Here is a 26,765-nt window from a genome sequence, read left to right on the forward strand (position 1 = left end):
TATTAATGATTAGGCCAAAGCTTTTCAAATAAGTCTTCATAATTCGTGACATAAATATCTGCTCCTGGAGAAGCATTCTGAAATAGGCATGTTTTCATTCCAACTTCTTTTGCTGGAAGAATATCCAGGAGACGATCTCCTACTGCAAGATCAAGAGAATAGTGATCATTTAAATGGTGGTACGAAGCTGGATCGGGCTTTCGTGGAAAACCATCGTCACCTGCTACAAGATCAGCAAAATAATGTTCCATATCAAAATGTTTCAATATTTCGATAACTTCAGCGCGTGGTTTGTGAGTCATAATCACATTTAGATCTGCTTTTTCAAGAATGGTTTTTAATCCCGGGAAAGGAGGTTTGTCATTAGGTGATAGGGCATTGTCTTTTTCGCGAAAAATTTTGATTTGTTCCTCTGATAATTGAAACACCTCTGTTGCATGGCGAAAAGAAACTTTCAATTCCTTCAATATCTCTTCTTCTGTTACTTCAGAAGAAACCAACTCCTTCATTACTCTTGTAAATGCTGGGTATGTATCAAATAATGTTCCATCGAAATCCCATAGAATTCTCACCTTGCGTTCACTCTCCTTATTAGTAAAGAAAAGCCGCTCGCACATGAGCGGCTTTCATCATTTAGAATTGTGTTTTTTCTTCAAGAAAGCTTTTCAATTCTGAAATTGGCATTCTTTTCTGTTCCATTGTATCACGGTCACGGATCGTAACTTGCTGATCTTCCACAGAGTCAAAATCAAATGTAATCGCGTATGGCGTACCGATTTCATCATGACGACGGTAACGTTTACCGATTGAACCAGCTTCGTCATAATCAACCATGAAATATTTAGATAGTTCTGCGTGTACAGCGCGCGCTTCCTCGGAAAGTTTTTTAGAAAGTGGGAAGACAGCTGCCTTAAATGGCGCAATCGCTGGATGGAAGTGCATTACGCTTCTTGAAGACCCATCTTCAAGCTCTTGTTCTTCATATGCTTCAATTAAGAAAGCAAGCGTTACGCGGTCTGCACCGAGTGAAGGTTCGATACAATAGGGTACATATTTTTCACCCGTTTGCTGATCATGATAAGTAAAATCTTCATTCGAGTGTTCCATGTGTTGCTTAAGGTCATAATCTGTTCTTGAAGCAACACCCCACAGCTCGCCCCAACCAAACGGGAATTTGTACTCAATATCCGTTGTTGCATTACTATAATGGGAAAGCTCATCTTCTGCATGCTCACGTAACCGAATGCTGTCTCCACTTACCCCAAGATTAAGCAACCAATTTTTGCAGTACTCTTTCCAATAGTCATGCCACTCAAGTTCATCACCAGGTTTACAGAAAAATTCAAGCTCCATTTGTTCAAATTCACGAGTACGGAACGTAAAGTTACCTGGTGTAATTTCGTTTCGGAAGCTTTTTCCGATTTGTGCAATTCCGAAAGGTACCTTTTTACGCATTGAACGTTGCACATTTTTAAAGTTAACGAAAATGCCTTGCGCTGTTTCGGGACGAAGATAAATTTCACTTGTGCTTGATTTCGTTACGCCCTGGTGTGTTTTGAACATCAGATCAAATTGACGAATTTCCGTGAAATCTTCACTTCCACATTCAGGACAAGTAATGTTGTTGTTTTTAATAAGTCGTTCCATTTCTTCAAAAGAAAGACCGTCAGCAATCATTTCGTCTTCTTCTGTGGATAGTGCATCTTCAATTAATTTGTCTGCGCGATGGCGTGTTTTACAGCTTTTGCAATCAATTAAAGGATCATTAAAGTTTCCTAGATGGCCTGAAGCCTCCCATGTTTTTGGATTCATCAAAATTGCTGCATCTAAACCGCTATTATAGGGAGATTCTTGTACAAACTTCTTCCACCATGCTCCTTTAATATTGTTTTTTAATTCTACACCAAGTGGACCATAGTCCCACGTATTTGCGAGTCCTCCATAAATATCAGACCCTGGAAAAATAAATCCTCTGTGCTTTGATACAGATACGATCTGATCCATTGAAATTGTCATGTTTTTCTCTCCTTTTTTCAATCAATATAAAAAGCTCCCGCTCCATGGACAATAACTGTCCAGGGACGAGAGCTTATGCACCCGCGGTTCCACCCTAGTTGATGCATGCTATGCATCCACTTTCAGAACGTTTAACTCCAGACTGCCGTTTCATCAGACCTTATTCGGGCTCGCACCATCCCCGAATCGCTTAACTAAGGATTATCTGATTACTATTTGTCTTTCATAGTTAGTATGGTTATGTATGAGATTGATATGTCATATGATACAAAAAAAGTTCTCCTAAAGTCAAGGATTAACCCAGAAAAAGAACGACCCGTCGGCCGTTCATCCTTTATGTACATTCGTAGATGTCGGTTCTTTTTCTTGTCTCAAGAATGACCTTACCTCTTCTTTCTGTAGTCCAATTTTCTGGGCAGCCCTCATAAGAATAACCCATTCATGATCCAGTACTTTCTTAGGCTTAATCTCTGTCATGGCCATTCTTTTCTCCTCCTTAGCGGGTATTCCAGGAGGACCAGCCGTCATAGTTGGTAAACCAACAGTAGACCTGTGTCTTTGCGTCCCATCCTTTAGAATGGTTTGCCCTTATCTGGAGAATTAAAAAATGACTTGCACCGACCATTATCCTAGAAATTATACAAGTTTTCAAAAATTCTACAAATATTTTAGTGAAGTTTGCCAGTATATGCTACTAATATATCAGTTACGACACTTAAATTCAAAATATTTTTAAAATAATGTCATTTCAACAACATCTTTCTATTTATTACTAAATCAATAAAATGAGCATGTGTCGTTTGAAAAATTTTAAATTTGATAAAGGAGGAATACGATGAGTAGAAACCAGATTGGAACTCCATGGAGCGGTACTCATGTCATACTCCTTCAATGTTCTCCATTTTCAAACAAAACAATCGCCTTGCACACAAGTCTTCATGCACCATTGGAACCTTTTCACCCTTCATGTAGCGAAACGCTTTCGATTTATCTCAGTATTGGTTACTCCATAGCCTATGTTCATTCATTAATTGATGGCACAGTTCAATATGTCCTAACCAAATAAAAGAAGATTGCCTGTGCAATCTTCTTTCTTTATTAAAATTGACTTAAATACTCTTTTACCTGATCTGGGTTTTTAGTATTGGCACTATGCAAGTGACCAATCTTTTTTCCATCTTGATAGACAAGCAAACTCGGAATTCCCATCACATCATTTTCCTCTGTAATTTCAGGAAACTGTTCTATATCAATTTGAGCCCAGGCTTTATCTTGGTGATTATTTATAATATCATCGATAAAAAAGTCAAGTCGTTTGCAATCTGGACACCAATTTGCTTCGTATTTTAGGATGGATACTTTTTCATCATTAATAAAGGACTGATAAGATTCAGCCGTTTCGATTTTTTTCACAATTATCGCTCCTTCTATCTTTCTATTCAGAGACCATTATATCGAAATAATCTTTTCATGTCTGTAAGGAAAATAACGTCATTTTGATCACAAGCCTTATCAGCTAAAGAAGTCAAAGCTTGTCATATTCAATATTTCAATACTTGAGGCTAGGACTCCTTATTATTCCCCGTCCTCTGCAAGTCGAATCCCAGTAAACTGCCAGCGTTTCTCAGGACCAAAGAAATTACGATACGTTGGACGGATATGAGATTGCGAAGTGACACATGACCCTCCACGTAAAATCATTTGGCTGCTCATAAATTTAGCATTATATTCCCCTAATGCTCCGTCAAGAGGTTTGTTACCCGGGTAAGGCATATAAGGACTTTTCGTCCATTCCCACACATCTCCATATGCTTTTTTAATTTGACCTTCTTCTTCTTTCATTGTTGCAACCGGATGATAGTTGCCATCTTCAACAAAATTACCAGCAATCGGCTGATCCCTCACTGCAACTTCCCATTCAGCTTCTGAAGGTAGACGCTTTCCTACAAAGCTTGCATATGCTTCAGCTTCGTAATAGCTAATATGTGTAACGGGCTCTTCTTTATTAATCGGGACTAGTCCGTGAAGGGTAAACGCATACCACTCACCATCTTTTTTGACCCAATGCAAAGGCGCTGTCCAATTTTCTTTCCTTACAGTTGCCCAACCGTCAGACAACCAGTAGATCGCCTGTTCATACCCTCCAGCATTGATAAATTCCATGTATTCTCCATTCGTCACCGTTCTCGTCGCTAACTTAAATGGTTCAAGCCATACCTTATGTACTGGACGTTCATTATCAAAGGAAAAGCCATCCGCTTCATTCATACCCGTTTCAATAAGTCCACCTTCGAATGTCACCCACTCTAGTGGTGTCGCTTTTGCTGTAGAGTTGCCTTCAAGAGAGCGGTATACAGGGTATAAAGGATTTACGGAAAAGTTATATTTAATATCTGTCATTAAAAGCTCTTGATGCTGTTGCTCGTGATTCAATCCGATTTCTACTAACTCAGCAACTGACTGAAGTTTACTTTCGTCAATTTCTTGTATAAGAGCAATCATTTCTTTATCGATATCAGAGCGATACCTTCTAACTTTATCGATACTTGGTCTGCTTAGCAAACCTCGTGCATGGCGCGGGAAATAGCTTCCGACACTTTCATAATAAGAGTTGAATAAGTATTCGAATTCTTCGTGAAACGACTTGTATCCTTCTTGGTACTCTTTCAAAATAAAGGTTTCAAAAAACCACGTTGTGTGGGCCATATGCCATTTGGGAGGACTTACATCTGGAATCGATTGAATTGTAAAATCCTCCGTTTCCAGCGGTTCCACTAAAGTGTTGGTCATTTCTCTTGTTGCCTCAAAAGAATGAAGCAATTGTTCTCGTAGATCAGTTAAATGAATCGATTGTTGTGTCATAAGTTCCTCCCCAAAATCTGAATAATGTTTGAACATGAAATTTTACCCTCACATTAAATAAATTAAACATTTAAAGACATTTTCCTTTTTCTGAGCGCTCCCTGGTTACATAAATAAAACCACACCGATTTTGAATGTATGCATAACTAGCTATACCTACATGGAAAACGGCGAATAAGTAACAGTCGCGTGAGATATCGGAAACACAAGAAAAGACGCTACGTTTAGATAGCGTCTTTTCTTGCCACTCGATCTAATTTGCTGTTTTCCCATCCGAATCCTTCTGATTATCCTTTTTACCTTCTAATTTATCCCACTTAATCGGTCTATTGAGATTTAATTTTTTTTTCAAATTCAATAAACAGTTGAAATGACCAACATACCATTTATCGAACTTTACCATATGAATGGTTTCCCAGTCTCTCATCTCCTTCGTACATCCATCACAATGTATTTCCATTGGAAGGCACTTCCTGTCTTAAGTAGTTTTCTTTATTTATATTCAAAGAAATGAAAATGTGATTGGTCATCTGTACGAAAAAAACGCATCCAGTGGATGCGTTTCTCATCTTTATTTGAGATTTTCAGGGTTTAACACTTGAAGAGCTTCAGGTACAAACTTCCCGTCTTTGCGAATCAACTCGTCATCAAACCAGATTTCTCCCCCACCATATTCAGGTCGTTGAATTAAGACCAGATCCCAATGAACGGAAGAATCATTGCCGTTTGGCGCTTCATCATATGCTTGTCCAGGAGTGAAGTGGAATGACCCATCAATTTTTTCATCAAATAAGATGTCTTTCATTGGCTCACGAATGAAAGGGTTGACACCAATTGCAAACTCCCCAATATATCGTGCACCTTCGTCAGTATTAAGTATTTGATTGAGTCGTTCTGTATCATTTGCCACAGCATCAATCACTTTACCATTTTCAAATGTAAGCTGAACATTTTCAAACACAAATCCATTATAAGGAGAAGGAGTGTTATATGTAATCACGCCATTCACACTCTCTTTGACCGGTGCTGTAAATACTTCTCCATCAGGTATATTCAGTTCTCCCGCACATTTTACAGCTGGGATATCTTTAATAGAAAAACTTAAGTTAGTATCAGGAGACACAATTCGTACCTCATCAGCACTGTTCATACGATCCACAAGGGCATCCATCGCTTCACTCATCTTTGCATAATCCATCGTACAAACGTTGAAGTAGAAGTCCTCAAAAGCTTCTGTACTCATGCCAGACAGCTGTGCCATAGATGCGTTCGGATACCTCATCACTACCCATTTTGTGTGTTTCACCCGTTGATTACTATGGACTTTTGTTTTATAAATTTGATTATATAATGCCATTTTAGCTTCAGGTACATCTGATAATTCATTAATGTTTTCTGAGCCGCGAATGCCAATATACGCATCCATTTTTTTCATTTGATTTAAATCGATTTCAGCCCATTCCGTGATTTGTTCTTCTGTCGCATTCATTAATAGTTCACGAAGAACTTGATTATCTCTTAAATTGACATGTGGAAAGCCACCTGCTTTATGTACCTCTTTTACAATGCTGCGAACAAGCGAACTATCTACATCGAATGCTTCAATTAAGACATGTTCACCCTCCTGAACTTTAGTTGAGTACTGGACTAACTTCTCAGCAAACTCTATAATACGAGAATCAAACATATTCTCCCTCTTTTCCTCTTCTTAATATGGTTCTACCTTTCTATTATACGCTCTACCTTCATCATTCTTCAAACATTAGAAAACCGGGCATAAGCCCGGTTTTTTTATTTGATATCTTGATCGTACTCCATATAAATGACATGAGTCTTAAGATATTCATTAAGACCATGTTTACCATCTGCACCACCGATACCTGATTGTCCCATACCGGCATGGAATCCTTGAACCGCTTCAAAGTTCTCACGATTCACATACGTTTCACCATATCGAAGGACGTTTGATGCTTTCATCACTTCGTGCATGTTATCACTAAAAATTGATGAAGAAAGTCCATAATGAGTGTCGTTCGCCATTTCTAAAACTTTATCAAAATCACTATAAATAACAATTGGTAAAACAGGTCCGAAAATTTCTTCTTGAATGACATTCATCTCTTGTGACACATCAGTCAATACAGTTGGTTCAAAGAAAAAGCCTTTGTCTCGGTCTACACGCTTCCCTCCTGTTTTTACAACAGCACCAGCTTTTACGGCATTGTTGACCATTTCTTCAACAGAGTCAATTTGCTGTTTGTTTGCGAGTGGACCAATGTCACATCCATCTTCGTTTAATGAGTCCCCTACTTTTGTGTTCTTAAACGATTCTGTTATCTTTGAAATAAATTCTTCGGCTACATCTTCATGCACATAGACACGTTCTGCGTTTGTACAAGCCTGACCATTGTTAGTTATACGAGATGTTGTAATTTTCTCAACGGCTAGGTCCACATTTGCATGTTTCGTTACAATAGCAGGCGCTTTACCACCAAGCTCGAGATTCACTTTGGTAATGTTTTGCGCAGCCGCTTCCATCACTTTTGAACCTGCCGGATAACTTCCTGTTAAACTAATCATTTGCACATCTGGTGAAGATGCAAGTGGCGTACCAATATCTGAACCTTTACCAGTAACTAAACTAAAGACTCCTTTAGGAACGCCAATTTCATGGATAATGTTGGCTAGCTCACATGCTGTATTTGGCGTATATTGACTTGGCTTAATGATAATCGGGCAGCCTGTGACAAACGCTGGCGCTACCTTCCGAGCAAAGATAAACATTGGGAAATTCCAAGGTACGATGCCACCAACGATTCCAATCGGTTTTTTGAAAACAAGTATATTTTCATTTGGACGATCACTTGGAAGTACTTCCCCTTCGTATCGTCTTGCCCAACCTGCCATATAGCGGAAATAATCAATTGTTAATTCCACTTCTGCCTTTGAAGCATCTACCGTTTTACCATTTTCTTCTGTTAACATGTTAATAAACGTCTCTTTTTTCTCTTCTACTTTATCGGCTAATTTATATAAGTATTCAGCTCGTTCAATGGAAGGCTTCTTTTCCCATTCTCTTTGGGAAGCTTTAGCGGCTTCAATTGCACGCTGCACATCGTTCTCATTACTTTTCGGAATTCTTGAGATCACTTCTTCTGTTGCCGGATTAATGACATCAAGCATTTCTTCTGAATGACTGTTCGTAAATTCACCGTTAATGTATAGTTGATAGCTTTTCACTTGAAAGACCTCCTACATAGTGTTGGAGAACTCTTCCCAAGTTTGCTGTATTCTTAAACATATGATCACACATTCAAACAGTTTCTTTCGTTTGTGCCCTCTTTTCAAGCCAATTTTCTAGCTCTTTATGATGCCTTTTCATTTCTTCATATCCTTGATTGTATAAAGTCGTAAGGCGAAGCTGAGATTTTTCTATTCGTGCTACTTCAAGAGGCGTCGAAGGCTGAATGATAAAATAATTGTCCCGATTTGCTTCTATATGATCAAGAGTTTGATTGTAATGAACATATCGTGTTGTAATGGCTTTTGCCAACGCAGGATTTTTCCGATAAAGGCGTTGAATCATCCAAGATAATTTTGATTTCTGCTTGCGATATCCTTCATTACGCGTTAAAACGACAACATGACTCTTATTCCCATCAGCTTCCGATTTCTTAACAGGAATCGGATCGGTAATTCCTCCATCCAGGTGAAAACGATCATTAATTTGAACGGGTGGCGCCATAAAAGGTAGTGAGCTCGATGCTCTTAAAATCGAAAGAATTTGTTCACCATCATCATTTTTATTAAAGTAATACGGTTTCCCTGTAGTAATATCTGTGGTGCCTATAACAAATTGCTCCGTTGCATTTTGAAACGTATTAAAGTCAAAAGGTACATGCATGGAAGGAATTTCATCGAAGATTAAATCCATACCAAAAAGTTGTTTCTTACGAATTAAATTTTTGTAAGAGATGTACTCAGGGTGATTAACATAATCAATGAGCACTGTTCGATTTCTTCCATTTTGTCTTGATAAGTATGACGCAGCATTGCAAGCACCAGCAGAAACGCCAATTACGTATGGAAAATATAAATTATGCTCCATCATATACTCTAAAACTCCGGCAGTGTAAACGCCTCTCATCCCTCCGCCTTCTAGTACAAGACCAACTGAATCCATTTAAAAGTCCCCTTTTCAATCATCTATGTTTAATTTTACTTGAGTTGGAAATGAACCTCAAGAAAGCAAGCTTCGTTTCTTAATGGAATGTAAAAAGCTCCCTGCCAGTGCAGGAAGCTTCATTATTCTTCACGGTCTTCATTACGGATTGTTTTATGCCCTGTTGATGCTTCATGAGGGAACTTTGTTTGATCCGCTGTTTTAGGTCGTTCTCGTTCCATTCCTTTTTTCTTATGATCGAATGCCTTTCCTCGGCCCATCTTACCCCTCCTTTCATCTCTTCCTATTCTCCCATTTTCAGAAACAAAGTATCCGAAAAAAAAAGAAAAGGGTAGGTATAGAAAGAGATGAAAGTGGCCATTATAACTAGTGAAGAGGGAAGAACAAAAGTGCATAAGGAAAACGGAAGCTTTTAAGGAGATGGTCGCGTTGAACTACTCAGTTGGTAAAACAAGGCTCTAACAACTTTCATTAGAAAGAGGTGTCTCCAAAAGACAAATACCGTTCTACCCCATCGCTTGTTTAGCAAACGCTAATAACTTCCTTCTTCATGAGGGTCTTATCCTATCGGATAGGGCCCTTTATGCGTTTTCTTTTACATTTAAATGATCATGGGCTAAACGAATCTGAATTGCGATTTGCTCTGGCGACGTACCTCCATAGCTTTTTCTTGCGTTCATCACATTAGCAGGCTTAAGCACTTCAAAAACATCTTCTTCAAATAATGGCGTAAATGATTTAAATTCTTCCATTGTAAGATCAAGTAAAAATTTCTTTCTCTCGATACCGTAAAGAACAATTTTTCCAATGACTTCGTGTGACTCACGGAACGTCATTCCTTTATTCACAAGGTAATCCGCAATATCGGTTGCATTAGAATAATCTTCATTAACGGCTTGCTTCATATTTTCTGTCTGTACTGTCATTGTTTCAATCATCGGCGCCAAAAGTTGAAGAGCGCCATCAAGCGTCTTAGCTGTATCAAACATGCCTTCCTTGTCTTCCTGCATGTCTTTGTTATAAGCAAGCGGTAGTCCCTTCAAAACAGTTAACAAGCTAAACAAATTCCCATAAACTCGACCTGTTTTTGCACGAAGAAGTTCAGGAACATCCGGATTTTTTTTCTGAGGCATAATACTCGATCCCGTACAGAAAGAATCGTCTAGTTCGATAAATTGGAATTCCTGACTGCTCCAGATCACCATTTCTTCCGACAAACGGGACATGTGCATCATAAGCATGGAAGCATTTGAAAGAAACTCGACAATAAAATCACGATCACTTACAGCATCCATGCTATTCGGATAAACGGCCTCAAAACCTAACAGTTCTGCCGTGCGATGGCGATCAATCGGAAAGGTTGTTCCAGCTAGTGCGCCTGCACCAAGCGGTAACATACTCGTTCTCTTTAAGCTGTCTTGAAATCTTTCCTTATCACGTTCAAACATCCAGAAATACGCGAGCATATGATGGGCAAATGATACAGGTTGAGCACGCTGCAAATGTGTATAACCTGGTAAAACAGTTTCTACATGAGATTCAGCCTGGCTTAGAATCGCCTGCTGAACCTCTTCGATATGAGAAATAAAAAGGTTAACCTTTTTCATTAAGTACATATGCATATCTGTTGCAACCTGGTCATTACGGCTTCTTCCAGTGTGCAACTTTCCACCGACAGGTCCTATTTCATCAATGAGGGCTTTTTCAATATTCATATGAATGTCTTCTTGAGAGACGTCATATTCAAACGTTCCATTCTGAATGTTCTCAAGAACAATGTGTAACCCTCGCTTGATTTCTTCCATGTCAGAGGGACTAATCACACCGCATTCACTTAGCATCTGAACATGGGCCAGACTGCCTTCGATATCTTCTTCTGCTAGTTCTTTATCATACTGGATCGAAGCTGTGTATTCTTCTACAAGCTTATTCGTTTCTTTCGTAAAGCGTCCACCCCATAGCTTAGACACACTAACATCTCCTTATTGAGTTACTTTTTGTTTCTTATGAACTTCCGCATTCACTTTTGTAGGTAATCCCCATAGTTTAATGAATCCAACTGCTGCATCATGATCAAAGAGATCACCTTTAAGATAGGTTGCAAGTTGTTCGTTATAGAGAGAGTTCTCTGATTGACGTCCAACTACTGTGTTTGACCCTTTGTGAAGTCTAAGACGAATCTTACCACTTACTACTTTCTGGGTTTCGTTAATGAACCCTTCAAGCGCCTGACGAAGTGGTGAATACCATAAACCATCATAGATCAGTTTTGAAAGTTGCTGATCAATCGTCGTTTTAAACTGCGATACTTCGCGAGTATGGGTTAAAAATTCTAATTCTTTATGAGCGTTAATCAAAATGAGCGCGCCTGGATTTTCATATACTTCTCTTGATTTAATCCCAACAAGACGATTTTCAATATGATCAATACGTCCAATCCCGTGGACGCCGCCGATTTCATTTAACTTCTCAATAAGATCAACTAGCCCCATTTTTTGGCCATTAAGTGCTGTTGGGCAGCCTTCTTCAAAATCAATTTCAATGTATTCCGGCTCATCAGGTGTTAGGTGAATTGGTGCTGTCCAATCGAATGCGGCTTCAGGTGCCTCAGCCCACGGATCTTCAAGAACACCAGCTTCACATGCACGACCCCAAATGTTGGCATCAATTGAAAATGGGTTATCAAGTTTAACTGGAACCGGAATACCTTTTTCTTGTGCGTAAGCAATCTGTTCATCACGCGTCATTCCCCATTCACGAACAGGAGCGATCACTTTCAAGTCCGGATTCAACGCTTGAATTGATACTTCAAAGCGAACCTGATCATTTCCTTTTCCTGTACATCCGTGTGCCACTGCCGTAGCTCCTTCACGTTCAGCCGCTTCAACGAGAAGCTTTGAAATGAGGGGACGTGACAGTGCTGAGGATAGCGGGTATTTCCCTTCGTATAATGCATTTGCTTTTAATGCTGGTAAAAGATAATTCTCAGCAAGTAGTTCTTTCGCTTCAATCATATAAGCTTTTGAGGCACCCACGTTCAGCGCCTTTTCCTTGATCGTCTCTAGATCTTTCCCTTCACCTACGTCAAGTCCTAGCGCAATAACCTCGTATCCATATTTTTCTTCTAACCATTTTATCGAAATGGAGGTATCAAGACCTCCGGAATAAGCAAGAATGATTTTCTCTTTTGCCATGTCATCCACTCCTTATCTTTGTATTAATATCTATGATAACGTATATTTATTCAAATTGCACGAAAAAAATTTAACTTTTTAATAAAAGTTTTAAAAGTGCTTTTTGAGCGTGAAGACGATTTTCTGCTTCCTGATATACAACTGAATGAGGACCGTCGATAATACCCGCTGTAACCTCTTCTCCTCTATGCGCTGGAAGGCAATGCATAAAGATGTAGTTTTCGTCCGCATTTATACATAACGCTTCATTCACCTGATAAGGTTCGAAAATGCCCTCGCGTTCAGCTTGCTCGTCTTCCTGCCCCATACTTGCCCAAACATCCGTAATTAGAACATCCGCATCCTTAGCAGCTGCAAGGGGATCAGCGATTACTTCAATGAGCGAACCATTTGTTTTCGCTACTTCATTCGCTTTCGCTACGATCGCTTCATCTGGTTCATACCCTGGTGGACAAGCGATCGTGAAATTCATGCCCACTTTCGCTGCCCCTTCGATCAGTGAATGAGCCACATTGTTCCCATCTCCAAAATAAGCTGCTTTCAATCCACTTAAATGACCTTTATGCTCCATAATCGTTAGTAAATCAGCAAGAATTTGTGCTGGATGATGTGTATCAGTTAAGCCGTTAATTACAGGAACGGAAGAAGCTTTCGCAAAGCGTTCAATCGTCTCATGGCCAAACGTTCGGATCATTACCCCATCAAGGTACCCTGCTAGCACATTAGCAGTGTCTTCAACCGTCTCACCTCTTCCAAGTTGGATGTCTTTCGAACTAAGAAACAACGCATTGCCGCCAAGCTGAAGCATCGCGACTTCAAATGATACACGCGTTCTTGTTGATGACTTTTCGAAGATCATCCCAAGCACTTTTCCCTTTAATTCTTCATGAGGAATCCCTTCCTTTTGAAGCTTTTTCAACTGTTCAGCTTCTTGCAAAAGATAATGAATCTCCTCACTGCTCAGTTCAGCGATCGTTAGAAAATCTTTCCCCTTCATTCCTTCTGCGATTTCATTTTCCGTTTTTACCGACTGCATCATTCAATCATCCTTCCTGCCCAATTGGAGTTTCTTTCATTTGGTGCCAATGCTCTAGACTGTTGACTTCAAATGTCTTGGATCCTTCTAAGACCAATAACTGAAGCGTGTCAAGATGCGTAAAACATGGAATTTTATATCGTGTGGCGAGTGCGCGCATTTGAAACCCAGATCGTTCTTTTTCCCTGCCGATTGTCGGAATCGATACAACTGCGCTTAGCTCTTCTTTCATTAGCGCCTCAATTTCATCTAAATCTTTTTTAATCGTAATTGATGAGATGCCTTTATCATTTAACAATTCAGCTGTTCCAGGGGTTGCGTATAGTGCAACACCTTTTTCTTTAAGCTTCATTAGTACATCACATGCAGCTTCTTTATGCTCTGCACTAATTGAACATAGTATGGAAGAAGGTAGCTTATTCGGATCCCACATTGGTACAATCGCTTTTCTTAATGCTTCTTCCGATGTTTTCGCTATTGCAAGGACTTCTCCTGTAGACTTCATCTCAGGTCCGAGCACATGGTCGACATTTTTTAACTTTCCATTTGAGAAGATCGGAAACTTCACCGTATAATAAGGCGTTTCTTCCAATAAACCCGTTGTTTCTAATGAGTTTTCCTGCAATTGAGCTTTAATCGCCCATTCAACCATTGGCACATTCGTTACTTTACTAATAACGGGGACAGTTCTTGAAGATCTTGGATTAATTTCAAGAACATAAATGATACCTTGCTCGATGACAAATTGAATATTCATTAACCCTCGACATTCGAGCGCTTGAGATAGCTTTTCAGAATACATCGTAATCGTTTCTTTCTGCTCTTCTGTAATGGATACAGGTGGATAAATCGCTGTGCTATCTCCAGAATGAACGCCCGCTCGTTCAAGGTGCTCCATAATGCCAGGAATGACGATTGATTCTCCATCGCAAATCACATCGACTTCACATTCAATTCCTTCCACAAAGCGGTCGAGAAGGAATGGCCACATTTTCTTTGAACTGCTCTCTAATTTTTGCGTGTATCGTTTCAGTTCATCCATATGACGGAAGATAAACATGTTTTGTCCGCCGATCACATAGGAAGGTCTGACAATGATCGGGAATCCTAACTCTGCAGCAAGCTCCTCCATTTCACCTGGCTGGTAAGCCATTTTCCCTTCAATATATGGAATCGAAAGAGAATCCAACAATTGATAAAATTGATCTCTGTCCTCGACTTTATTAATATTCTCAACAGGTGTGCCGAGGATTGGAACTCCGCGCTCGTGCAACTCTTCCGCTAAATTAACAGCCGTTTGACCACCAAATTGTACGGCCACTCCTATAATTTGTTCCTTTTCGATAACCGCAAGGACATCTTCAAGTGAGAGCGGCTCAAAGTAAAGACGATCGGCAACGCTATAATCTGTACTAACTGTTTCTGGGTTATTATTCATAACAATCGCACGATAGCCTAACTTCTTCACTGCCTGTGTGGCGTGAACGGAGCAATAGTCAAATTCTACTCCTTGCCCGATTCGAATTGGTCCAGAACCAAGGACGAGAATACCCGGCTCATTGGTTTTCTGCACCTCATCACTCCCTAAATAAGTAGAGTAGAAATAAGGTGTGATCGCTTCAAATTCACCAGCGCACGTATCGACTTGCTTCATTCCCCTCTGGATGCCCGCTTCTTTACACATACTCATGATCGAATCGATCGTTTTTCCAGTTGCTTTCGAAATGTAGGCATCACTAACGTTTAATTGCTTCACATGAATCAGCAATTCTTCAGAAAGATCGGTTTGATTCATGATCTTTACTTCCGCTTCAACAATTCGCTTCACCTTATGAAGAAACCAGCGATCAATGGCTGTAAGTAATTGAATGTCCTTTACAGAATAACCTCTTCGAAAAGCTTCACTAATAAAAAAAAGTCTATCATCTGTTGGTGTCATTAGCTGTTCATTTAGGTATTCTTGACTAACCTCTTCATATAACCCTGTTAACGATTGATGACCACTCTCAAGAGATCGAACAGCTTTGTTTAAAGCACCTTCAAAACTTCGATCAATGGCCATTACTTCTCCTGTTGCTTTCATCTGCGTTCCAAGTACGCGATCACCTTCAGGAAACTTATCAAAAGGGAACCTCGGTATTTTGACAACTAAATAGTCAAGCGCAGGTTCAAATGCTGCATACGTATTACCTGTAATTGGATTTGGAAGCTCATCTAATGTAAAGCCAATGGCACATTTTGCAGCCATACGTGCAATCGGATAGCCAGTAGCTTTAGAAGCTAGTGCAGATGAACGACTTACCCGCGGATTCACCTCAATGATGTAATAATCGTTTGATTCAGGGTTTAATCCAATTTGAATATTACAACCTCCAATAACGTCAATGGCACGAATCACTTTCAATGAAACGTTTCGTAGCATCTGGTATTGGTAATCATTCAGCGTCTGAGATGGTGCAACAACAATCGAATCCCCTGTATGAATTCCAACAGGATCCATATTTTCCATGTTACAGACGATCATGCATGTATCATTTTCGTCACGCATCACTTCATATTCGATTTCTTTCCAACCAAGCATGCTTTTTTCAATGAGTACCTGGTGAATAGGACTTAAGGAAAGACCACGATCAACAATTTCAAGCAAGGCGTTGTCATCAGCTGCAAATCCACCGCCTTCACCACCCATTGTATAGGCTGGGCGAACCATGATCGGGTAGCCAATTTCTCGAGCGAATGTTAACGCCTCTTCCCTTGTCACGGCAATTTTCGACTCAGGTACCGGTTCGCCAATATCAAGCATGAGCTGTCTAAACTTCTCGCGGTCTTCCCCATTTTGAATAGATTCAACAGAGGTGCCAAGAAGTTCCACATTCAATTTTTCTAAAATCCCCTTTTCATAAAGCTCTACGACAAGATTTAACCCTGTTTGACCACCAAGTGTGCCAATAATGCCATCAGGCTTTTCTTTTTTGAGGATTTCCTCTACATAAGGAAGCGTCATCGGTTCCATATAAACATGGTCCGCAATAGAAGAATCCGTCATAATGGTCGCTGGATTGCTATTAATTAAAACAACCTCAATCCCCTCTTCTTTTAGCGCCAGGCACGCCTGTGTACCTGCATAATCAAATTCCGCTGCCTGACCAATGACAATAGGTCCAGATCCTAAAATGACAACTTTTTTTAACTCTTTACGTAAAGGCATAGTGCTGGTCTCCTGTTCTCGTAATCTGGTTCATAAATGCGTCGAATAAGTAAGCTGTATCAGAAGGTCCCGCGTGTGCTTCAGGATGGAATTGCACCGATTGAATGTTGTAATGGTGATGTTTTAATCCTTCAACCGTTCCATCATTTAAATTAACAAAAGTTAGCGCAAACCCTGTATCTTCTAAGGTATCCTGAACGACTTCATAACCATGGTTTTGGGAGGTGATAAACACTTTCCCCGTCTCTAAATGCTTCACCGGGTGATTCGACCCTCGATGTCCAAAAGGTAGCTTTCGAGTGGACGCCCCGTGTGCGAGCGCAAGAAGCTGATGACCAAGACAAATCCCAAAAGTTGCATATTTTTCACTAATAAGCCGGATCGTCTCAAAAGTTCCAGATAATGCTTCAGGATCTCCAGGACCATTACTTAACAACACTCCGTCTGGTTGTAGGTCAACAACTTCCTCAAAAGTTGTATCAAATGGCATGATTGTTACAGCGCAACCTAAAGATTGAAGTGACGTAAGAATTGATTTTTTATACCCATAGTCCATCAGCACAATATGTGGCCCTTCACCTGGATAATGTGTTTTTTCTTTTACTGATACAGTTGGAACAAAAGATTTCTCTGATTTCCATTCAACGTTGGTATTAGGAAGTTCAGCCGTTATCTGTCCTTTCATTGTTCCATACTCTCGTAGCATTTTAACAAGGGATCGTGTGTCTACTCCTGTTAAAGAAGGAATTTCACTTTGTAACAGACCATTTGAGAAGGAACCTGTTGCTAAATAATGACTAGGTTCCTCACACTGCTCTCCCGTTACAACACCATGAAGATGAAGGTGTTCACTTTCACTATCAAGATGATTTATTCCATAGTTACCGATTTGTGGATAACAAAAGACGATGATTTGCCCGGCATAAGAAGGATCCGATACAATCTCTTGATAACCAGTCATGCTTGTATTGAAAACAACTTCGCCAGAAGCTTCTAAAGCCCCTATTAGATCGCCTTCAAATACTGCTCCGTTTTCTAATACAAGATAGCCCTTCTTCATGCCTTATCCTCCCCTTCAGCTGACTTAAAAACGTCGGTTAGCTTTTCTAAAAATTGCTCTACTTCCTTCTTACTCACATTAAGAGGTGGAAGAATGCGAATGACGTTAGGTCCTGCACTTAAAACAAGAACGTCTTTTTCTCTAAGCTTACTAACAAAAGGGGCGGCATCTGGCACTTCAATTCCTAGAAGTAAACCTAGTCCCCTCACTTCATTAATGGAATTGTGCTGCTCCGACAAACTTTTTAATTCATTTATAAGCATGTCTCCCATTTCTTTTGCGTTGTTAAGTAACGAAACGATCTCTTTTACCGTCGCAGTTGCAGCGGCAGAAGCAAGTGGATTCCCCCCAAATGTACTTCCGTGAGTTCCTGGACCAAATGTTGACGCTACGCTTTCCTTCGCAAGCATCGCACCAATCGGGAATCCTGAACCTAACCCTTTTGCAAGCGTCATAATATCTGGTTCAAACCCATATTGCTCATGAGCAAATAGCGTTCCGGTTCGGCCCATACCGGTTTGCACTTCATCAACGACGATAAGAATATTGTTCGATTTACAAATCGACACAAGCTCCGAAATCCACTCCTGATCTGCTGGACGAACGCCTCCTTCTCCCTGGACGAGCTCTAACATGACGGCTGCTGGTTTTAGTTCCTCGATTTCTGATAAACGATTAAAATCGTTGTAAGGAAAGTATTCAAAACCAGGAAGCATAGAGCCAAATCCATCTTGAAGGCTCGGTTGAGCTGTAGCAGAAAGAGAACCTAGCGTTCTTCCATGGAAGGACTTCGTGAACGTTGCAATTGTTTCTTTACCGCTCCATTTTCGAACGAGCTTAATCGCTGCTTCATTCGCTTCTGTACCACTATTACAAAAGAACACCTGGTCAAAACAGCTTTCCGCCGTTAACACGTCAGCGAGTTCCTGCTGTTTTGGGATATGGTATAAATTCGAACAATGCCAGAGGAGATCCAGCTGATCTGATACAGCTTTTTTGATCGCTTCTGGTTGATGACCGAGATTACATGTAGCAATGCCGGAAGTAAAATCAAGATACTTTTTTCCGTCCTCACTATATAGAAAGCTTCCTTCTCCTTTAACCGCAGTTATCGGTAGGCGATTATAGGTTTGCATGATGCTTGTTTGTGACGTTTTAGTTAGTGACATTCTCTAACTCCTTTCGAACAATTCGCGTTCCAATAGGTTCATGTTTGACTGCTTTTAGCAGGGCATTCTCTTCTCGACCATCAACAATCATGACCGAGGAGACTTTATCAGAAAGAGCGGCAATCGCTCCTTTCACTTTAGGGATCATTCCACCAATAATCGTGCCTTTTTCTATTAAACTTGTTATTTTTGGCTCATCTAGCGTTCTGAAAATAACTTTTTGCCCATTAATTTCTTCATACACACCCGGCGTATCGCTAACGAGACAAATATCTGCATGTAGCGCCTGAGCAACAGCGGATGCGGCTTCATCCCCATTAATGTTAAGAGGTTTGAAAGATTCATCCGTACTGATTGGTGAGATAATAGGTATGTATCCAGCGTGAGAGAGTTGTTCAATTAGTGCTTTATCGACATGGATGACTTCCCCTACACGGCCGAGTGATTCACTAGACTGTTTGCATGTAAACAGGTTTCCATCTACGCCACTAATGCCGATGGCTTTTGCGCCTGCACGTTGGATCTTCCTCACGAGCTGCTTATTCACACTACCGCTCAGCACCATTTCAACTGTATCGACCATCTCATCCGTCGTGACACGTAGTCCATCTACAAATGTTGTCTGAATGGATAGCTGATCAAGCATCCTTGAGATTTCAGGGCCTCCCCCATGCACGAGTACGGGATGATATCCTTGTTTTTTCATTGCTACTAGATCAAGGTAAAATGAGTCAGGAAGCTGATTTAATATACTTCCACCACATTTAATCACAAAATATTTGTGATTATGTTCTGTAGGAGGCATTGATTCTGACATAGTCATAAGAAAGGTCACACCCCCATGCTGTTGCTTCTTCATTTCCGTTATGCAAGTCAATATAAATATGAATATTCTCGTTTTCTAAATAGGTTTTTGCCTCTTCCTCACTAAATTCCGTTGTCAAACCATAATCTACTACTTTAATTGGGCCAAGTGATATGGAAAGAGAATCTTCTTGAACAGATTCACCACTGTACCCAATCGCACAAACAATACGTCCCCAGTTTGCATCGGTTCCATATATGGCTGTTTTTACTAAACTAGAACCTACAACAGATTTGGCAATGGCTTTCGCCCCGTTTTCGGTTTTCGCACCTTTTACATGAACTTCTACGAGTTTCGTAGCCCCTTCGCCATCTTTAGCGATCAGTTTCGCTAACTGCTGACAAACATACTCTAGCGAACTGAAGAACGTTTGCCATTCAGAATGATTTTCTGATAACTCTTCATTCTCCGCCTGACCATTTGCTAGAAGAAGGACCATATCATTTGTACTCGTTTCACCGTCAACTGTAATCATGTTATAAGTCGTGTCAGTCACAGAGCTTAATGCGGACTGAAGAGCGTTATTTTCTACTTCTGCATCGGTCGTTACAAAAGCCAGCATCGTGGCCATGTTTGGCTTGATCATTCCTGATCCTTTTGCAGCGCCGCCAATGGTAACCGTTTTTCCATTGATCTCACATGTTACAGCTACTTGCTTCATTATCGTATCCGTCGTAACGATTGCTTCCGCAAAATCAGCGCCAGACGTTTTGGGTATATAATTAGGAATATCGTGGATCCCTTTGCTAATGGCTTTCATTGGCAAATACTCCCCAATGACTCCGGTCGAAGTAACAGCCGTATCCGTTTCTTTCAAATCCATCACAGCTGCGAATTGCTTTCGCATTTCATATGCGTCCTCTAGCCCTTTCTTTCCTGTAAACGCATTGGCGTTTCCTGAATTAACGATCAGGCCTTGAAGTTTTCCATCTACTAAACTTTCTTTTGTCACTTTTAATGGCGGTGCCTGGAATGTATTCATTGTAAAGACCCCTGCAGCACTCGCTGGTACAACGGATTTAATCCAGCCAAGATCCTTACGTTTTCGTTTTAAACCTGCGTGAAACCCACCAGCTTCAAATCCTTTAGGAGAAGTAACCGTGCCATCTTTTACAATTGAAAAAAGTTCCTCACTTACAGTCGATGTTGCCAACGCATTCAACCCTTTCGTTTAGTGGATTTATGGAAATACTGGAGATAAACGAAGCCCTGATGTTTCAGGATAACCAAATCGTAAATTCATATTTTGAACCGCTTGACCAGCGGCACCTTTCATCAAATTGTCAATCACCGAGATGATCGTTAAGCGATTCGTTCTCGGATCAACAGAAAGACCAATATCACAGTAGTTGGAACCGGAAACACCTTTTGTTGAGGGCCATTTCCCTGCAGGCATCACGCGAATAAAAGGATGATCCTCATAGATTGATTGGTAAAGATCAATCACCTCTGCTTCAGACTGATCATGAGATAAATTGACATACATGCTGCACATCATCCCTCTCGTAAGCGGGACGAGGTGAGTAGAGAACGACACCTTGACATCTTCACCAATTTGATTGGATATGACTTGTTCGATTTCTGGGATATGCTGATGTTTGCCAAGTTTGTAAGCTGATACATTTTCATTCACTTCAGAGTAATGAGCAGTAAGACTCGTTTTACGACCTGCGCCTGAAAGCCCCGACTTTCCATCAATGATTAAAGACGATGGATCAGCCCATCCTTTTTGAATGATTGGAAGAAGTCCCAGTAGCGTTGCCGTCGGATAGCATCCCGGATTGGCAATTAAGTTTGCAGATTTGATGTCTTCTGGATAGTATTCCGATAATCCATATACCGCTTCCGTTAAAGCTCCTTCTGGTGGAGATGAATGGTTATACCATTTTTCGTATAAATCTCCATTCTTTAATCGGAAGTCTCCGGATAAATCGATCATTGGAACACCCTTATTTAGTAGTGAAGGAACAGATTGACTGCTCACCCCAGCTGGTGTTGCGAAGAAAATCACATCTGACTCTGAAGCAAGATCCTCTATATCAAGCGCTTCAAACTGACTTACTTGTATATTCGTGAGATGTGGGAAAACATCATGTACGTTCGTTCCAGCGTTAGATGGAGATACAATTGTATTAATTTCTACTTCAGGGTGACTAAGCAATAAGCGTATTAATTCAAGACCGCTATATCCGCTAGCACCGACTATACTTGCTTTCACTATTTCCACTCCCTCTTTCATCGCTTATTGAATGATTATACATATATAAGTATATATATACAACAGGTTTTTTATTATTTTTTCAAATTTATGAATTTGTAACAACGTATTAACAAGCACAACTTGTTTTCAGATAAAGAGCGTGTCAGGTGAGAAAATGAGTTCAAAAAAAAGCATGCCCGTATGAAAGGCATGCTTAAAGTTACTTCTTTTCAAATTCAAACGTTAGTTTTTTCTCTGCCGGGCTCCATACAAGCGCGGCATCAAACGTTCCTTTTTTACTTTTCAACCCTTTGATGACATTAGATTTTCCTTCAGTTAGAATTTTTTTAGCGTTCGTTTGCGAAATAGGTTTTCCAAGAATTCGTTTGGAAATTGTGAACGGGCAATTTGTCTTAGCATAACTACTACAGCCAAATAATTTACCCTTATCTAGAACATCAGAACCGCAAAGTGGGCACGTGCCAATCTTTTTTCCTACTGATTTTTTGGATGGCTGGGCTTCTATCTTAATGTCTTTTAAATCCCATGATGCAGAAGATTCAACCGCATCGGAGGTTAGCTTTGCTGCAAGTTTCTTCACAGATTCCATAAACGCTTGTGGAGACGCCTCGCCACTTCCAATTTGTTTTAGCCGCTGCTCCCATTTCGCTGTCATTTCAGGACTTGAAAGAACGGCATTTCCGATTGAATCGATCAATAGTATACCTTTTTCCGTTGCGAAGACCTGGTTTTTAACAACTTCGATGTATTTGCGATCTTTTAGCATTGTGATGATTCCGGCCCTAGTCGCTTCAGTCCCAAGTCCTTCTGTGTCTTTCAAGATCTTCTCAAGAGATTCATCATCTAGATGCTTACCAGCCGTCTTCATCATCGTAATAAGCTGTCCTTCAGTAAATCGCTTTGGCGGCTGTGTTTTGCCTTCTGTTACTTCTGTAGATACAACTTTACCTTGTTCGTTCTCTTCAATAGGTGGTAACTCTTCATCCTTCTGGCTCGATGGGATAATCCGTTGCCATCCTTCCTGAATTCGCACCTGTCCTTTTGATTGGAATAAAGCTCTGTTATCTACGAGTGTGAGCACAGTTGTATAATCGACAATCGATTCCTCTTCATGCGCCGCTAACAAACTTCGTGCGATCAAATCATATATTTTCGCTTCATCACCTGATAATTTATCCAGGTTTGGCACTTGTTCTGTTGGAATGATCGCATAGTGGTCACTTACTTTAGCAGCATTCACAAATCGCTTGTCCGTTAAGATCGAGTCACGTTTTAGTGGAAAATACTCTTGATAAGCGCGCTGCTTCTGAAGCTTTGATAAAATCGAAGGGAATTCTGCCGCTTCATCTTTGGTAACAAAACTAGAATCACTTCTTGGATACGAAATGTTCCCCTTTGTGTAAAGCTTCTGAGCAATATCCAGCGTTTTTTTCGGTGAAAATTTATAGCGTTTGTTGGCAGTGGACTGAAGTGATGACAGCTGATACAAAAAAGGAGCCTTGTATTGCTTCCGTTCTCTCTTAACCTCGCTAGCAACACAGTCTTTATTTTCACAAAATTGAGAAACGGCTTGAGCCATCTCCGGCGTTTCAAGTCTTGTTTGATTTTCTTTGATCCATTTTCCAACAATAATCTTTCCATTATAGTTAAATGTACCCTTCACTTCCCAAAAAGGCTCAGATTTAAAGTTTGCAATCTCTTTCTCTCGTTGTACGACTAATGCTAGTGTTGGGGTTTGAACCCTGCCTGCTGAAAAAACATCCTGTAACCCTTTTTGTTTAAAGAGAAGGGTATACACACGTGAGGCGTTAATACCTACGACCCAATCTGCACATGATCGTGCATATGCCTCATAATATAAATTTCTTGTTTCACTTTCTTCAAGCAAGGATTGAAAGCCTTCCTTTACTGCTCGCTCTGTTAAAGAGGAAATCCATAAACGCTTCATCGGCTTTTTACATTTTGCCTGGTTGAGAATCGTACGAACGATTAATTCCCCTTCTCTCCCAGCATCTCCTGCATGAATGATAGAGCCAACTTCCTTTTTATTGACTAGTTCTTTAATGATATTGAACTGCTTCCATTTTCCTTTCGTAACTTGGTATTGAAATTGATTTGGAATCATAGGAAGTGTTTGCAAAGACCATCTCTTCCATGAAGATTCATAGGTTTCAGGAGGAACAAGTTCACATAAGTGTCCTACTGCCCACGTCATATAAGCTCCATCCGGAAAGTCCGGATTTGGTTTTATGTAAAGATATCCTTGTTTTTTCTCGGTTGGGTAAGGCGCTGCTAGGCGCGTTCCCTGATCTGGCTTTTCGGCGATAATACAAACAGCAGCCAATCGTAACATCCCTCTCTCTAAAAAATAAGCTAGCTATTAGTATATCGTACATGTGATCGTATCGGATAGTATTATCCCTGATTTGACGAATGGCTTGAACCATTTAATTTAAAGTGCTCTTGTTCAAGAATGACAGCTTTTGCAGGCATGCTCGTTTTGACAGCACGTTTTTTGAAAGTTTTACGATTTTCTATGCCGTAAACGATACTATTAATCGCGAGAATCGATAGAGCAAACGCGGTTACCGGAGCTAGTACCATCCAAGGAAACGACTGAGCATAAGGAAAGTTTTGAGCGATTAATCCGGCCCACTCATTCGTCATGGAAAATGATTGCGTTGTCGTCTCGCCTGTTTTCATATCAACATCCATTACTCGTACATCAGTGCCTCCAATAAAAACATTTAATAATCCCAGATGGGCAAAAATTATAAGGACTTGACCTACTTGCTGCACAAAAAGAAGCCATAGCTTTGGATACAAAAAAGGGGCTAAATGTTTTCTAAAAAGATAAAAGCCACTCCCTCCTAATATTTTTGCACTATCAATGTATTCTTTTTTTGATATGGCTTCTAATTCATTTTGTATGTAAAGAGCTAGTACCGGAATACTAATACCAGTCAAAACAAGCATTGGAAATATGATTTTTGTAGAAACATCATAACTCCAGCTAAAGTTCAGAACAACCGGTGCAATAAGAAGATAAGTGAAAATCGTAACGGGTGCATAATGGAGCGTGTTCGCTAGTCCACTGAACACATTTCTTAATGAAGAAGGCAGACGAAAAAGGAAATAGCCAAATAAGAAAGAAAAGATGATTCTAAAAAAGGCAACAGCGATGGCTAACCCAATCGTGTATTTAGCACCCTCTATCAACTTGAATACAAACGAATTGCCGTCCAGATCACTTCCAAGTGGGAATTCTAACGAAGGCGCAAATGGAGCTAATGCAACAACGTTTCCATTTTTATCATAAAGCATTTTATCGGGCTGAACCTGTGCCCCATACAAACTATATAAGTAACTACTTATTAAAAGAAGCAATAAAAAACTAACACCTAAAACAAAAGGAACATTTCGTAAAAGTGAATCTTTTCTCATCGTGCTCCCACCTGCCTTGCTGTCCAACGTTCAATAAACCATTCAATTGAGGTAAATAAAACAAAGGCTGGTAGAAAAATCATATAGAGGGAAAGCGTCACCATCTCTGTGTTCACGGCTCCATATTTATAAATGAACTTCATGACACCATTCATTTCAAAAATCAACTCCAGCATAAGGAGGTTTGCCAGAGCGAATAGAAAAACTCCTTTAAAGTGGTTAAATAATGAAACCATTGCATTTCGAAACATATGATCCATTAGAATCCTATAACGGTTTATTCCTTTCCCTTTTGCAAGTTCTACATAAAGCTGATTTTCCTCTTCTTCAAAAGAAAGCAATAAATATTTATATATGTAGACTGAAGGCAGTAAAGATAGGATAAAAATTGGTAGAAAGATAGCTTGATCATTAAATCCAGATGTTACATTAAAGAGAAGAAGATCTGTTTGTTTATAAATCCAGATCACCCCGAGCTGCGCAAGTAAGATAACAAAAATATCAGGAAGCGACTCCACAATAAAGAACAAGCCCTTTATATAAGCTCTCGTTTGTTTTGGCAACACCATTGTCATGATCGTTAATATAATTCCTGCCCCAACAGAGACAATTAAGGACGCCACTAAATAAGACATAGAGAGACTATAAGCATCCCACAAAGTAGGAAATAAGGGTAAATTTCTACCTCTTGCGTAATATTCAAGCATGTTGCCATTAAACAAATACTCGATGGTGTGAATAAGTTGATGAACATAGGCATTCACGTTAAATACGATCGTATCATACAAAAAAAGTGTATTTGACAAGTTTTTTTGATCAATCATCTCTAGTATTTCAAGCTGCGATTTCATGTTAAAAAAGAGGTATGGAAGGGACCCTATTAAGAGAATCCCTAGTGATGTTAAAAGAAACTGAGCTGCAGATCGACGAACAAATGATTTAGACACCGTTTATGTCACTCATTAATTCATAAATTGAAGAATTTCAATTTGATTTCCAGAAGGATCTTCGATAACAAAGTATAATCCTGGTGGACACGGTTTTGGCTCTTCTGATAGGATCGGCACTCTTTTTTCTTTCAACCTTTGAAAATCTCGATGAATATCACTTGATTGAATTGCTATCAGAACGCTATTTTTTTCTGAGTTTTGCAACCCTTCTTCAAGCACGATTGGAAGCGAATCATGCTGAAGACTCACTATCGTTGGTCCGTATTCTTTCGAAACTTTAAAATCTAATACTTCAGTGTAAAACGCTAATGATTCTTTCATATTCGATACTTTGACGGTGATGACACATACGTTATTTAACAAGACAACTCCTCCTTTATTTCTTACTTCTATAAAATTCCATAAAAAGAAGACTTCCCCTCTTTTTCTGTGAAAATAAATAATTGGTTTAATTCTTTTAGAAACTGTTTACCCTGTAGCTAAACCATTGAAGAAAATAGGAAAGCAGGGCAATCGTTCAAATACGATTTCCCGTATGTTTCTTCTGTTTTCTGTCT

23 protein-coding genes and 1 riboswitch are annotated in these 26,765 nt (G+C 39.9%); of the genes, 1 reads left to right on the forward strand and 22 read right to left on the reverse strand.

The features are described from left to right. Window positions 1-2: 2 nt before the first annotated feature. The 3 genes from PQ511_RS15060 to PQ511_RS15070 all read right to left on the reverse strand — a co-directional run bounded on the left by PQ511_RS15060 (window position 3) and on the right by PQ511_RS15070 (window position 2,499). Entirely contained in the window at window positions 3-572 is a 570-nt protein-coding gene (locus tag PQ511_RS15060; RefSeq protein ID WP_273852721.1) for an HAD-IA family hydrolase, read from the reverse strand. 61 nt (window positions 573-633) lie between these two features. Beyond that, entirely contained in the window at window positions 634-2,016 is a 1,383-nt protein-coding gene (locus PQ511_RS15065; RefSeq protein ID WP_273852722.1) for a glycine--tRNA ligase, read from the reverse strand. Window positions 2,017-2,343: 327 nt separating this feature from the next. Next, window positions 2,344-2,499: an anti-repressor SinI family protein gene (locus PQ511_RS15070; RefSeq protein ID WP_273852723.1), complete on the reverse strand. Its 156-nt coding sequence runs from the start codon at window positions 2,497-2,499 to the stop codon at window positions 2,344-2,346. Between the two features lie 25 nt (window positions 2,500-2,524). Beyond that, window positions 2,525-2,613, reverse strand: a riboswitch (cyclic di-GMP riboswitch). A gap of 238 nt (window positions 2,614-2,851) precedes the next feature. On the opposite strand from PQ511_RS15070, the gene PQ511_RS15075 reads away from it, so the two are divergent. Further along, complete coding sequence (locus PQ511_RS15075; protein WP_273852724.1) at window positions 2,852-3,082, forward strand: hypothetical protein; 231 nt, start codon at window positions 2,852-2,854, stop codon at window positions 3,080-3,082. Between the two features lie 32 nt (window positions 3,083-3,114). On the opposite strand, the gene PQ511_RS15080 is transcribed toward PQ511_RS15075, so the two are convergent. The 19 genes from PQ511_RS15080 to PQ511_RS15170 all read right to left on the reverse strand — a co-directional run bounded on the left by PQ511_RS15080 (window position 3,115) and on the right by PQ511_RS15170 (window position 26,571). Next, on the reverse strand, window positions 3,115-3,429 hold the full coding sequence (locus tag PQ511_RS15080; protein WP_273852726.1) for a thioredoxin family protein: 315 nt from the start codon (window positions 3,427-3,429) through the stop codon (window positions 3,115-3,117). Window positions 3,430-3,591: 162 nt separating this feature from the next. Next, the gene (egtB, locus tag PQ511_RS15085; protein WP_273852727.1) at window positions 3,592-4,878 is read right to left on the reverse strand and encodes an ergothioneine biosynthesis protein EgtB; all 1,287 of its coding nucleotides are present in this window, start codon (window positions 4,876-4,878) and stop codon (window positions 3,592-3,594) included. 571 nt (window positions 4,879-5,449) lie between these two features. Next, the gene (locus PQ511_RS15090) at window positions 5,450-6,565 is read right to left on the reverse strand and encodes an aminopeptidase (protein ID WP_273852728.1); all 1,116 of its coding nucleotides are present in this window, start codon (window positions 6,563-6,565) and stop codon (window positions 5,450-5,452) included. A 104-nt stretch (window positions 6,566-6,669) separates the two neighbouring features. Further along, window positions 6,670-8,118 (reverse strand): aldehyde dehydrogenase, encoded by a 1,449-nt coding sequence (aldA, locus tag PQ511_RS15095; protein WP_273852729.1) that lies wholly within the window; start codon window positions 8,116-8,118, stop codon window positions 6,670-6,672. Between the two features lie 73 nt (window positions 8,119-8,191). Next, window positions 8,192-9,061, reverse strand: coding sequence for a patatin-like phospholipase family protein (locus PQ511_RS15100; protein WP_273852730.1), 870 nt, complete (start codon window positions 9,059-9,061; stop codon window positions 8,192-8,194). A 122-nt stretch (window positions 9,062-9,183) separates the two neighbouring features. Next, on the reverse strand, window positions 9,184-9,321 hold the full coding sequence (locus PQ511_RS15105; RefSeq protein WP_273852731.1) for a hypothetical protein: 138 nt from the start codon (window positions 9,319-9,321) through the stop codon (window positions 9,184-9,186). A 321-nt stretch (window positions 9,322-9,642) separates the two neighbouring features. Next, entirely contained in the window at window positions 9,643-11,031 is a 1,389-nt protein-coding gene (argH, locus tag PQ511_RS15110; RefSeq protein ID WP_273852732.1) for an argininosuccinate lyase, read from the reverse strand. Window positions 11,032-11,043: 12 nt separating this feature from the next. Continuing rightward, window positions 11,044-12,255, reverse strand: coding sequence for an argininosuccinate synthase (locus PQ511_RS15115; RefSeq protein WP_273852733.1), 1,212 nt, complete (start codon window positions 12,253-12,255; stop codon window positions 11,044-11,046). A 70-nt stretch (window positions 12,256-12,325) separates the two neighbouring features. Continuing rightward, the gene (argF, locus tag PQ511_RS15120) at window positions 12,326-13,294 is read right to left on the reverse strand and encodes an ornithine carbamoyltransferase (protein ID WP_273852734.1); all 969 of its coding nucleotides are present in this window, start codon (window positions 13,292-13,294) and stop codon (window positions 12,326-12,328) included. A 4-nt stretch (window positions 13,295-13,298) separates the two neighbouring features. Further along, the gene (gene carB / locus PQ511_RS15125; RefSeq protein WP_273852735.1) at window positions 13,299-16,499 is read right to left on the reverse strand and encodes a carbamoyl-phosphate synthase (glutamine-hydrolyzing) large subunit; all 3,201 of its coding nucleotides are present in this window, start codon (window positions 16,497-16,499) and stop codon (window positions 13,299-13,301) included. Then, window positions 16,486-17,559, reverse strand: coding sequence for a carbamoyl phosphate synthase small subunit (locus PQ511_RS15130; RefSeq protein WP_273852736.1), 1,074 nt, complete (start codon window positions 17,557-17,559; stop codon window positions 16,486-16,488). Before PQ511_RS15130 ends, carB begins: the two co-directional genes overlap by 14 nt. After that, window positions 17,556-18,728, reverse strand: coding sequence for an acetylornithine transaminase (gene argD, locus PQ511_RS15135; RefSeq protein ID WP_273852737.1), 1,173 nt, complete (start codon window positions 18,726-18,728; stop codon window positions 17,556-17,558). The genes PQ511_RS15130 and argD overlap by 4 nt, the downstream gene beginning before the upstream one ends. Next, on the reverse strand, window positions 18,715-19,551 hold the full coding sequence (argB, locus tag PQ511_RS15140; protein WP_273852738.1) for an acetylglutamate kinase: 837 nt from the start codon (window positions 19,549-19,551) through the stop codon (window positions 18,715-18,717). Before argB ends, argD begins: the two co-directional genes overlap by 14 nt. After that, window positions 19,514-20,746, reverse strand: a complete 1,233-nt coding sequence (gene argJ, locus PQ511_RS15145; protein WP_273852739.1) for a bifunctional glutamate N-acetyltransferase/amino-acid acetyltransferase ArgJ — start codon at window positions 20,744-20,746, stop codon at window positions 19,514-19,516. The genes argB and argJ overlap by 38 nt, the downstream gene beginning before the upstream one ends. Before the next feature lie 27 nt (window positions 20,747-20,773). Continuing rightward, window positions 20,774-21,811, reverse strand: a complete 1,038-nt coding sequence (gene argC, locus PQ511_RS15150) for an N-acetyl-gamma-glutamyl-phosphate reductase (RefSeq protein WP_273852740.1) — start codon at window positions 21,809-21,811, stop codon at window positions 20,774-20,776. A gap of 202 nt (window positions 21,812-22,013) precedes the next feature. Continuing rightward, window positions 22,014-24,167, reverse strand: a complete 2,154-nt coding sequence (locus tag PQ511_RS15155) for a DNA topoisomerase III (protein WP_273852741.1) — start codon at window positions 24,165-24,167, stop codon at window positions 22,014-22,016. Window positions 24,168-24,229: 62 nt separating this feature from the next. Continuing rightward, on the reverse strand, window positions 24,230-25,258 hold the full coding sequence (locus tag PQ511_RS15160) for an ABC transporter permease subunit (protein WP_273852742.1): 1,029 nt from the start codon (window positions 25,256-25,258) through the stop codon (window positions 24,230-24,232). Beyond that, window positions 25,255-26,205 carry an ABC transporter permease subunit gene (locus tag PQ511_RS15165; protein WP_273852743.1) on the reverse strand — a complete coding sequence of 317 codons (951 nt, stop codon included), beginning with the start codon at window positions 26,203-26,205 and terminating at the stop codon, window positions 25,255-25,257. The genes PQ511_RS15160 and PQ511_RS15165 overlap by 4 nt, the downstream gene beginning before the upstream one ends. Before the next feature lie 15 nt (window positions 26,206-26,220). Next, window positions 26,221-26,571: a VOC family protein gene (locus PQ511_RS15170; RefSeq protein WP_273852744.1), complete on the reverse strand. Its 351-nt coding sequence runs from the start codon at window positions 26,569-26,571 to the stop codon at window positions 26,221-26,223. Between the last annotated feature and the right edge of the window lie 194 nt (window positions 26,572-26,765).

It is taken from the genome of Guptibacillus spartinae (assembly GCF_028610625.1).
In the GTDB taxonomy this organism is placed as follows: domain Bacteria; phylum Bacillota; class Bacilli; order Bacillales; family Guptibacillaceae; genus Guptibacillus; species Guptibacillus spartinae.

Bases quoted from the DNA above. Each gene is read 5' to 3' on its own strand.
- argB (WP_273852738.1), bottom strand. From the start codon at position 19,551: ATGACTATGTCAGAATCAATGCCTCCTACAGAACATAATCACAAATAT.
- egtB (WP_273852727.1), bottom strand. From the start codon at position 4,878: ATGACACAACAATCGATTCATTTAACTGATCTACGAGAACAATTGCTT.
- PQ511_RS15160 (WP_273852742.1), bottom strand. From the start codon at position 25,258: ATGAGAAAAGATTCACTTTTACGAAATGTTCCTTTTGTTTTAGGTGTT.
- carB (WP_273852735.1), bottom strand. From the start codon at position 16,499: ATGCCTTTACGTAAAGAGTTAAAAAAAGTTGTCATTTTAGGATCTGGA.
- PQ511_RS15115 (WP_273852733.1), bottom strand. From the start codon at position 12,255: ATGGCAAAAGAGAAAATCATTCTTGCTTATTCCGGAGGTCTTGATACC.
- PQ511_RS15105 (WP_273852731.1), bottom strand. From the start codon at position 9,321: ATGGGCCGAGGAAAGGCATTCGATCATAAGAAAAAAGGAATGGAACGA.
- PQ511_RS15155 (WP_273852741.1), bottom strand. From the start codon at position 24,167: ATGTTACGATTGGCTGCTGTTTGTATTATCGCCGAAAAGCCAGATCAG.
- PQ511_RS15070 (WP_273852723.1), bottom strand. From the start codon at position 2,499: ATGGCCATGACAGAGATTAAGCCTAAGAAAGTACTGGATCATGAATGG.
- PQ511_RS15075 (WP_273852724.1), top strand. From the start codon at position 2,852: ATGAGTAGAAACCAGATTGGAACTCCATGGAGCGGTACTCATGTCATA.
- argD (WP_273852737.1), bottom strand. From the start codon at position 18,728: ATGTCACTAACTAAAACGTCACAAACAAGCATCATGCAAACCTATAAT.
- PQ511_RS15065 (WP_273852722.1), bottom strand. From the start codon at position 2,016: ATGACAATTTCAATGGATCAGATCGTATCTGTATCAAAGCACAGAGGA.
- PQ511_RS15090 (WP_273852728.1), bottom strand. From the start codon at position 6,565: ATGTTTGATTCTCGTATTATAGAGTTTGCTGAGAAGTTAGTCCAGTAC.
- PQ511_RS15130 (WP_273852736.1), bottom strand. From the start codon at position 17,559: ATGAAGAAGGGCTATCTTGTATTAGAAAACGGAGCAGTATTTGAAGGC.
- PQ511_RS15100 (WP_273852730.1), bottom strand. From the start codon at position 9,061: ATGGATTCAGTTGGTCTTGTACTAGAAGGCGGAGGGATGAGAGGCGTT.
- argF (WP_273852734.1), bottom strand. From the start codon at position 13,294: ATGATGCAGTCGGTAAAAACGGAAAATGAAATCGCAGAAGGAATGAAG.